Origin of the sequence: Pandoraea sp. PE-S2R-1 (assembly GCF_002179865.1) — a bacterium.
Classification (GTDB): Bacteria; Pseudomonadota; Gammaproteobacteria; order Burkholderiales; family Burkholderiaceae; genus Pandoraea.
Map to the genome: position 1 here is coordinate 1 of NZ_NGUR01000131.1, position 294 is coordinate 294.

Sequence of the window (294 nt, forward strand, 5' to 3'; positions counted from 1 at the left end):
GTCGAGAAAGATCGCCTTGGGACGCGCCGCCAGCGCCATGCCGACTTCGAGCCGGCGTTGCTGTCCGTGCGAGAGCGCGCCCGCTGCGGTGTTCGCATGACGCGTGAGGGCGAGCCGCGTGAGCACGTCGTCAACGACGGACGCGCAGGCACGCGGGCCCTCCGCCTTGCGCCAGCACGAGAGCGCGCGGCGCGGCGTGACGCCCAGCGCAGCCAGACGCAGGTTCNCTCGCACCGACAGGTTCTGGAACAGCGCCGTCACCTGAAACGAGCGCGCGATGCCGCGCTGCACACG

At 71.7% G+C, this 294-nt stretch carries 1 protein-coding gene; it reads right to left on the bottom strand.

The annotated features are described in order from the left end of the window. The coding region (locus CDV44_RS27375) for an ATP-binding cassette domain-containing protein (protein WP_141118850.1) at positions 1-294 on the bottom strand (294 nt) is incomplete at both ends.